9 protein-coding genes are annotated in these 8,004 nt (G+C 73.5%); 4 read left to right on the forward strand and 5 right to left on the reverse strand.

Annotated elements, in window-relative coordinates:
* From E1266_RS33135 to E1266_RS33145, 3 genes are all read left to right on the forward strand, one after another.
* A partial coding sequence (locus tag E1266_RS33135) for a dihydrofolate reductase family protein (protein ID WP_207946061.1) occupies window positions 1–412 on the forward strand: 412 nt, incomplete at its 5' end.
* Window positions 409–759: a YciI family protein gene (locus E1266_RS33140; RefSeq protein ID WP_132053871.1), complete on the forward strand. Its 351-nt coding sequence runs from the start codon at window positions 409–411 to the stop codon at window positions 757–759. The genes E1266_RS33135 and E1266_RS33140, both read left to right, overlap by 4 nt.
* Complete coding sequence (locus tag E1266_RS33145) at window positions 756–1,928, forward strand: sigma-70 family RNA polymerase sigma factor (protein WP_132053873.1); 1,173 nt, start codon at window positions 756–758, stop codon at window positions 1,926–1,928. Before E1266_RS33140 ends, E1266_RS33145 begins: the two co-directional genes overlap by 4 nt.
* On the opposite strand, the gene rlmB is transcribed toward E1266_RS33145, so the two are convergent.
* The 5 genes from rlmB to E1266_RS33170 form a co-directional block, all read right to left on the reverse strand.
* A complete protein-coding gene (rlmB, locus tag E1266_RS33150) occupies window positions 1,900–2,832 on the reverse strand; it encodes a 23S rRNA (guanosine(2251)-2'-O)-methyltransferase RlmB (RefSeq protein WP_132053875.1) in 933 nt (310 codons plus the stop codon). The genes E1266_RS33145 and rlmB overlap by 29 nt on opposite strands.
* Before the next feature lie 118 nt (window positions 2,833–2,950).
* Complete coding sequence (gene cysS / locus E1266_RS33155) at window positions 2,951–4,345, reverse strand: cysteine--tRNA ligase (protein WP_132053877.1); 1,395 nt, start codon at window positions 4,343–4,345, stop codon at window positions 2,951–2,953.
* A 47-nt stretch (window positions 4,346–4,392) separates the two neighbouring features.
* Window positions 4,393–5,706 carry a DUF6596 domain-containing protein gene (locus E1266_RS33160; protein WP_243719194.1) on the reverse strand — a complete coding sequence of 438 codons (1,314 nt, stop codon included), beginning with the start codon at window positions 5,704–5,706 and terminating at the stop codon, window positions 4,393–4,395.
* The gene (locus E1266_RS33165; protein ID WP_229808450.1) at window positions 5,703–6,077 is read right to left on the reverse strand and encodes a YciI family protein; all 375 of its coding nucleotides are present in this window, start codon (window positions 6,075–6,077) and stop codon (window positions 5,703–5,705) included. Before E1266_RS33165 ends, E1266_RS33160 begins: the two co-directional genes overlap by 4 nt.
* A gap of 93 nt (window positions 6,078–6,170) precedes the next feature.
* Window positions 6,171–6,917, reverse strand: a complete 747-nt coding sequence (locus E1266_RS33170) for a DUF6585 family protein (RefSeq protein ID WP_132053879.1) — start codon at window positions 6,915–6,917, stop codon at window positions 6,171–6,173.
* Window positions 6,918–7,181: 264 nt separating this feature from the next.
* On the opposite strand from E1266_RS33170, the gene E1266_RS33175 reads away from it, so the two are divergent.
* Window positions 7,182–8,004, forward strand: an 823-nt coding sequence (locus tag E1266_RS33175; RefSeq protein WP_132053881.1) for a DUF2637 domain-containing protein, incomplete at its 3' end; no start/stop codon positions are given.

Here is an 8,004-nt window from a genome sequence, read left to right on the forward strand (position 1 = left end):
GGGGAAGGACATGGGCGGGGCCCTGCTGTTCGGGCGGCGTACGTACGAGGACTTCTACGGGTACTGGCCCCATCAGGGCGGCAACCCGTTCACGGACGTGCTGAACCGGGCGCGGAAGTACGTGGTGTCGACGACGCTGCGGGAGGCCCCTTGGGAGAACTCGGTTCTCCTGAAGGACGCGGGGGACGTCGAGGGGATCGAGGAGGGGCTCACGGTGCTCGGGAGCGGGGTGCTCGCGCGGGAGCTGATGCGGCGGGGGCTCGTCGACGAGTGGCTGCTGATGGTCCATCCGGTGGTGCTGGGGACGGGCCGCAGGCTGTTCGACGGCGTCGAGGCGGGGTTGCGGCTCGTGGAGTCGGTGGTGACGACGACGGGGGTCGTGATCGCGACCTATCGCAGAAGGGAAGCATGATGCTCTACGCGCTGAACATGATCCAGCCGGTGGGGGAGAAGCCGCCTCCGGAGGTGCTGGAGGAGGTCATGGTGGAGCTCGCGGTGATCCGGCGGGACCTGGAGGCGCAGGAGGCGTGGGTCTTCGGGAGGCCGCTGCACGGGCCCGAGGCGAGCACGGTGGTGCGGTGCCGGGGGGACGAGATCGTCGCGATGGACGGGCCGTGGACGGAGGGCAAGGAGTTCATCGGCGGGCTCATGATCATCGATGTGCTGGACCTGGACGCGGCGCTGCAGGTGGCGGCCAGGTACGCGAAGGCGACGGGGCTGCCCTTGGAGGTGCGGCCGTTCCAGGGCGGGTCTGATTGACGGTCGAGCAGGTCTTCCGCGAGGAGCACGGGCGGGCGGTGGCCGTCCTGGTCCGGGTGTTCGGTGATGTCGACGTCGCCGAGGAGGCGGTGCAGGACGCGTTCGCGGAGGCGGTGCGGCGGTGGCCGGTGAGCGGGCCGCCGCCCAGTCCCGCGGGGTGGATCATCACGACGGCGCGGAACAAGGCGATCGACCGGCTGCGCAGGGAGGCCGTGCGGGACGGCAAGCAGGTGCAGGCGGCGCTGGTCGGCGACGTCGAGCCGGTCGAGGAGGGCGTGGTGCGGGACGAGCGGCTCCGGCTGATCTTCACGTGCTGCCATCCCGCGCTGGCGCCGCAGGCGCGGGTCGCGCTGACGTTGCGGCTGCTGGGCGGGCTGACGACGGCGGAGATCTCGCGGGCGTTCCTGGTGCCGGAGAAGACGATGGCGCAGCGGCTGGTCCGCGCGAAGGGGAAGATCCGGGACGCGCGGATCCCGTACCGGGTGCCGGAGAAGGAGGACCTTCCGGAGCGGCTGGCCGGGGTCCTCGCGGTCATCTACCTGGTGTTCAACCAGGGGTACGGCGGCCGGGACGAGCTGGCGGCGGAGGCCGTGCGGCTGGGGCGGGCGCTGGCGGAGCTGATGCCGGACGAGCCGGAGGTGCTCGGGCTGCTGGCGCTGATGCTGCTGATCGAGTCGCGCAGGCCGGCCCGGATGGCCGATGGTGAACTCGTACTGCTGGGCGACCAGGATCGCGGGTTGTGGGATCGGACGCTGGTTGCTGAGGGGCAGGCGCTCGTCCGGCGTTGCCTGCGGATGAACCGGCCCGGGCCGTACCAGATCCAGGCGGCGATCAACGCGGTGCACAGCGACGCGGCGCGGGCCGCGGATACTCGGTGGGATCAGATCCTGGAGCTGTACGACCAGTTGATGGCGGTGGCGCCGACGCCGGTCGCGGCGCTGAACCGGGCCGTGGCGGTGGCCGAGGTCGAGGGTGCCGAGGCCGCGCTGGCGATCGTGGACGAGCTCGATCTGCCCGATTACTACCTGTTCCACGCGATCCGCGCCGACCTGCTGCGGCGGCTCGGGCGGGACGGCGACGCCGCCGCGGCCTACGACCGGGCGATCGGGTCGGTCGAGAACGAGGCCGAGCTGGCCTTTCTCAAGCGCCGCCGCTCGCGGCTCCCCTGAGGCGGCTGATCTCGTACAGGGCGATGCCGGCGGCGACCCCCGCGTTCAGGGACTCGGCCTGCCCGGGCATCGGGATCGTGGCGAGCATGTCGCACGTCTCGGCGACCAGCCGGCTGAGGCCCTTGCCCTCCGAGCCCACGACCAGCACGAACGGCCTGGTCGCGAGGTCCAGGTCGGTGATGGTGACGCCGCCGCCCGCGTCCAGGCCGGCTACGAAGCAGCCGGCCTTCTGGTACGCCTTGAGCTGCCGGGTGAGGTTCGTGGCCTGCGCGACGGGGACGGTGGCGAGGGTGCCGGCGGACGACTTCCACGCCCCGGCGGTGATCCCGGCGGCGCGCCGTTCCGGGACGACGACGCCGGTGGCGCCGAACGCGGCCGCGGACCGGACGATCGCGCCGAGGTTGCGCGGGTCGGTGATCCCGTCCACCGCGACGATCAGCGGCGAGGTCCCCTTGAGCAGGTCGTCGGGGTGCGCGTACCGGTAGGGCCTGACCTGGAGCGCGATGCCCTGGTGGACGGCGCCGTCCGTGAGCCGGTCGAGTTCGTTCTTCCCCGTCTCCATGAGCGGGATCCGGCGGTCGGCGGCGAGCTGGATCGACTCGCGGACGCGTTCGTCGTTGCCGGACATGACGTAGAGCGCGGTGCCGGGGACGCCCGCGCGCAGCGCCTCGACGACCGGGTTGCGGCCGGTGACCAGCTCGGGGACCTCGCCGTTGGCGCGCCGCGCCCCGGCGGGGCGCCCGCGGTCGCGCACCTCGGCGGCGGCCTTCGTGCGGCCGCCCGGCCCCACCGTGGGGGTGCCGGTGCGCTTGGCGTTCTTGACGGCGCGGGCCTTCTGGCGCTTGCCGTGCCAGTGGCGGTCCTCGGCCTTGGGAGTGGGTCCCTTGCCCTTGCGCTTGGCCATCTTCTCGGTACGCCCCTCGCGACGGTTGCGGCTCGCCCCCCGTGGGCGGCGCGGATTTCAGGCGGGACTGCGAACCCCCGCGAACATTCGATTTTATCCCCGTGCGGAACCGGGTCGGTCAGTCTCGCTTCAGTTCCCAGCGGGGGCCCTGCGGGGTGTCCTCGACGAGGATGCCCGCCTTCGCCAGGCCGTCGCGGATGGCGTCGGCGGCGGCGTAGTCCTTGCGGGCGCGGGCGGCCTGCCGCTGCTCCAGCGCGACGGCGACGAGGGCGTCCACGACGGGGCGCAGGTCCTCCTCGCCTGCGCGGCGCCACTGCGGGGAGAGCGGGTCGATGCCGAGGACGTCCGCCATCGCCCGGACGTCCGCGAGGTGCGCGCGCACTGCGTCGCGGTCGCCGGACGCGAGCGCGGCGTTCCCCTCCCGGACGGCCTCGTGCAGCACGGCCAGCGCCTGCGGGACGCCCAGGTCGTCGTTCATGGCGTCGGCGAAGCCGCCGGGCACCGCGGCGGGCTCGACGTCGCCGACGAGTTCCGACGCGCGCGTCACGAAGCCCTCGATCCGCTGGTAGGCGGAGACGGCCTCGGCGAGGGACGCGTCGGTGTAGTCCATCAGCGACCGGTAGTGGGCCGAGACCAGGTAGTACCGCACCTCGACGGGGCGGGCCCTGCCGAGCAGGTCGGAGAGCAGCACGACGTTGCCGACCGACTTGCTCATCTTCTCGCCGTCGACGGTGAGGAGCCCGTTGTGCAGCCAGTAGCGGGCGAAGCCGTCCCCGGCGGCGCGGGACTGGGCGATCTCGTTCTCGTGGTGCGGGAAGATCAGGTCGACGCCGCCGCCGTGGATGTCGAACGCGGGACCGAGGTACTTGGTCGCCATGGCCGAGCACTCCAGGTGCCAGCCGGGGCGTCCGGGGCCCCACGGCGTCTCCCACGCGGGCTCGCCCGGCTTGGCGCCCTTCCAGAGCGCGAAGTCGCGCGGGTCGCGCTTCGCCTCCTCGTTGGGGGTGTCCCCGGCGGACCGCATGTTCTCCAGCCGCTGGTTCGACAGCGAGCCGTACTCGTCGGCCCACGACTTGACGTCGAAGTACACGTCGCCGCCCGCCGCGTACGCGTGGCCGTTCTCGATCAGCCGCCGCATCAGCACGATCATCTCGGGGATGTGCCCGGTGGCGCGCGGCTCGATCGTCGGCGGCAGGCAGCCGAGCGTGTCGTAGCCCTGCGTGAACACCCGCTGGTTGCCCTCCGCGACCGCGAACCACGGCACGCCCTGCTCCGCCGACACCGCGATGATCTTGTCGTCGATGTCGGTGACGTTGCGCGCGAACAGCACGTCGTAGCCGGACGCGCGCAGCCAGCGCAGCAGCACGTCGTAGATGACGCCCGACCGCAGATGCCCGATGTGGGGTGATGCCTGCGGGGTGGCACCGCACACGTACATCCCCACGCGGCCCTCTGCCAGGGGCTCGAACGTGCGGACGGTGCGTGTACCGGTGTCGTAAAGGCGCAGACTCACGGGCCCAGGTTATTGGATCGGCGCACGGCCGCGTGTCCTCTCGCCGTTCATCGTGATTCTTCGCCGTCGTCGAGTCGGTTGGCCCTGAGGCGGGCGGCGCGGGATTCGAGGTACCGCCGCTCGGGGAGGCTGGTCGTGCCGCGGGCGGCCTGCCGGTACGCGTCCAGGGCGCCGTCCGCGTCCCCCGCCTGCTCCAGCAGGTGCGCCCGGACGGCCGCGAGGCGGTGGTGCCTGGACATGCGGTCGTCGCCGTCCAGCGTCCGCAGCAGGTCGAGGCCGGCGGACGGGCCGTCCACCATCGCCAGCGCGACGGCCTCGTTCAACGTGACCATCGGGTTCGGGGACACGTGCGCCAGCAGCCGGTAGAGCGCGAGGACCTGCGGCCAGTCGGTGTCCTCCGGCCGGGCCGCCTCCGCGTGGACGGCGGCGATCGCGGCCTGGAGCTGGTACGGGCCGGGCGGCGACCAGGTGAGCGCCTCGGTGACCAGCGCGGTCCCCTCCGCGATCGCGTCCGCGTTCCACAGCGCGCGGTCCTGCTCGGTGAGCGGGATCAGCAGGCCGTCCGGCCCGCTCCTGGCGGCGCGGCGGGCGTCGGTCAGCAGCATCAGCGCGAGCAGCCCGGCGACCTCGCCGTCGCCCGGCAGCAGCCGGTGCAGCTCCCGGGTGAGCCGGATCGCCTCGGCGACGAGGCCGGCCCGCTGCAGGTCGGGCCCGCTGGACGCGGTGTACCCCTCGTTGAAGATCAGGTACAGCACGTGCAGGACGGCGCGCAGCCGCTCGTCCCGCTCGTCCGGCGGGGGCATGCCGAACCGCGCCCCCGCCGCCTTGATCCGCTGCTTGGCCCGGCTGACGCGCTGCGCCATCGTCGGCTCGGGCACGAGGAACGCGCGGGCGATCTGCGCGGTGGTGAGCCCGCCGACCGCGCGCAGCGTCAGCGCGACCTGCGAGGGCGGCGACAGCGCCGGATGGCAGCACAGGAAGAGCAGCGTCAGCGTGTCGTCGTGGTCGGCGGGGCGGTCCTCGCCGGGCGCGGGTCCGTCCCCCGCGGACGGTTCCCGGGCGAACACGGCGGCCTCGCGGTCGCGGCGGGCGCGCTCGCTGCGCCACTGGTCGGTGAGCCGCCGCGTCGCGACCGTCAGCAGCCACCCGCGCGGGTTCTCCGGGACGCCGTCCCCGTCCGCCGGGTCGCCGGTGCCGCCCGTCCACTGGACGACGGCGGCGAGCAGGGCCTCCTGGACGGCGTCCTCGCAGGCGTCGAAGGCCCCGTGCCCGTGCCGCCGGACGAGCGTCCCGAGAACCTGCGGCGCGAGGGCGCGCAGCAGGTCCTCGACGCCCGGCTGCCCCGGCACGGGCGCCGTCACATCTCCGTCCCGGACTGCTCCATGAGCGCCCTGACCTCCATCCGGCCGCCGAACCGGACGTCCGGCCAGCGCGAGGCGATCTCGACGGCGCGCTCGACCGACTCGCAGTCGACGGTGATGTGCCCGGCGAAGTGCTCCTTGGCCTCCAGGAACGGGCCGTCGGTCACGGCGATCCGCCCGTCCTTCTCACGGACGGTCTTGGCGGTGGACGGATCGGCCAGCGCGTCCCCGCCGACCAGCTCTCCGGACTCGGTCAGCTCCTTCATGATCGCGTCGACCTCGCCGAACAGGTCGGCGCGCTCGCGCTCGGTCAGCTCCTCGACGAAACCGGGGCGGTTGTAGATCAGCAGCATGTACTTCACGTCGGTCACTCCCGTTCGGATGCGGGCGGCGGCCCGGACGGCCGCGTCACAGAAAGGATCGGAGCGGCGGGCGCGTTCTCGACATCCCCCGCGAGAAAAGCTTCAGAAATCTCGGACCAGCTCCCTGACCTGGTGGCACAGGGCCATGAACGCCAGCGCGTCCGGCATCTGCGAGGCGACGGTCATCAGGTCGCCGCGGCCGCCGCACGCATGCACGACGACCATGCCGTTGCCGATCGCGACGTCGTGGACGGCCGCCCAGGGGAGCCGCTCACCGTCCTTCTCGACGCCGCCGAGGTCGATGGCGAACGGGGCGAGCCGGACGGCCTCGCCCGCCTTCACCGCCGCCAGGTGCCGCGGGACGATCCGGGACGTGACCTCCTTCGCGACGGCCAGGCCGAGCGCCCGCACGTCCGGGAGGCCGTCGGTGAGCCGTAAGACCGTCCCGTCGTCCGCGACGATCGTGAAACGCCAGCGGGTGCGCTCGTCCGGGGCGCTCCGCACTCCGGACACGGTGACGGAGACCAGCTCGTCCCACGCGTATCCTGCGTCGCCGCCGGGGCCGGTGACCGAGATGCCGCCGGTGTGGAGGCGCACGACCCGGCCGCGGCCGCGCGGCCGGTCCCGCCCCGCGATCCAGCCGACGCCGGCCGCGCTCCCCATGGACAGCAGGAGCGCGGGCACGCCCGCCCACCACACGCCGTCACGCAGGTAGACGACGGCCGCCGGGATCAGCGCCAGCGATGTCAGGCCCAGCGATAACGACCATGCCCACCACGTGCGCCGATGGCCGGCGCGGCCGTCGAACGTCCGGACCGGTTCGCCGAGCCGGTCCTGGGAATCCGCCACCGTCGCGCGCTATCGGGCCGCGGGGGACCACATCTCGCGCATGGTCCAGCCGTCCGGCATCGTTGCCTCCCTGGCGCTGTCGACGTCCGTTTCGCCTTCGCGCGACGCCGGTCGCGGGTGCCGCCCCCGACGTCGTTCATAAAGTACTTCTCCTCACATATCACGCGCAGGGCCGAGTGATCATCGGTAACTGGGAAGCCGTTGCCGTCCGGGCTGGCTAATCTCGCCTGAGGACTCTTCAGGCGCCCTCCCGGAACGAGAGACATGCCATCTGATTCGACGCGGCCCGGCGGGCCCCGCTACACCCCCGTCCAGCGGCGGCTGCTCACCGCCGCCGCCGGGCTCATCGTCGCCGCGCTGGCGGGCGGCGCCTTCGCGCTGACCTACGACGTGCTCCGCGAGCTGGCCCTCGCCGGCCGCGCGGGCGAGCGCTGGGCGCCGCTGTACCCGGCGATGGCGGACACCCTCACCGTGCTGACGATCCTGTCCCTCGTGATCACCCGCAACGCCCGCTGGTGGACGCGGCTGCTGCGCTGGGGGCTGCTGCTGCTCCTCGTGGCCGGGGGCGCGGCGCTCTCCGTCCAGCACTCGGTGTGGGGGTTCGGCCCGCTGCCCGACGACGCGGTCCGGGCGGGCGTCGCGGTCGCGCCGCACGTCATGCTGGTGATCGCCGTCTGGCTGTGGCTGACGATGTTCAAGCAGATCCGCGTCGCCCGTCCCAGCACGGAGGAGGCCGCGCCGCCCGACACGCAGCGCGGCCACGTCAAGGTCCTCGAACCGGCTGCCCCGGAGCCGCTGGCGCTGGCGGCGGCGGCCGACCACGAGGCCGCCGCCGAGCCGCCGCCGATCTTCCTGGACGAGCCCGAGCCCGAGCTCATCCCCTTCCCGGAGCCCGAGCCCGTCCCGGACGCGGCCCCGGCGCCAGAAGCGGCCTCGCCCGAGACGGCCCCCCGGGAGCCCGTCGACGACGACCCCGCCGAGTGGGAACCGGCCGCTCACGAGGAGTTCACGGCCGGCGGGAGCCTGTCGTCGGAGCCCGCGCCGCCGCTGGACGCCCTGCCGGAGCCGCGGCCCGCCCTCGACACCC

It is taken from the genome of Actinomadura sp. 7K534, from assembly GCF_004348575.1.
Classification (GTDB): domain Bacteria; phylum Actinomycetota; class Actinomycetes; order Streptosporangiales; family Streptosporangiaceae; genus Spirillospora; species Spirillospora livida.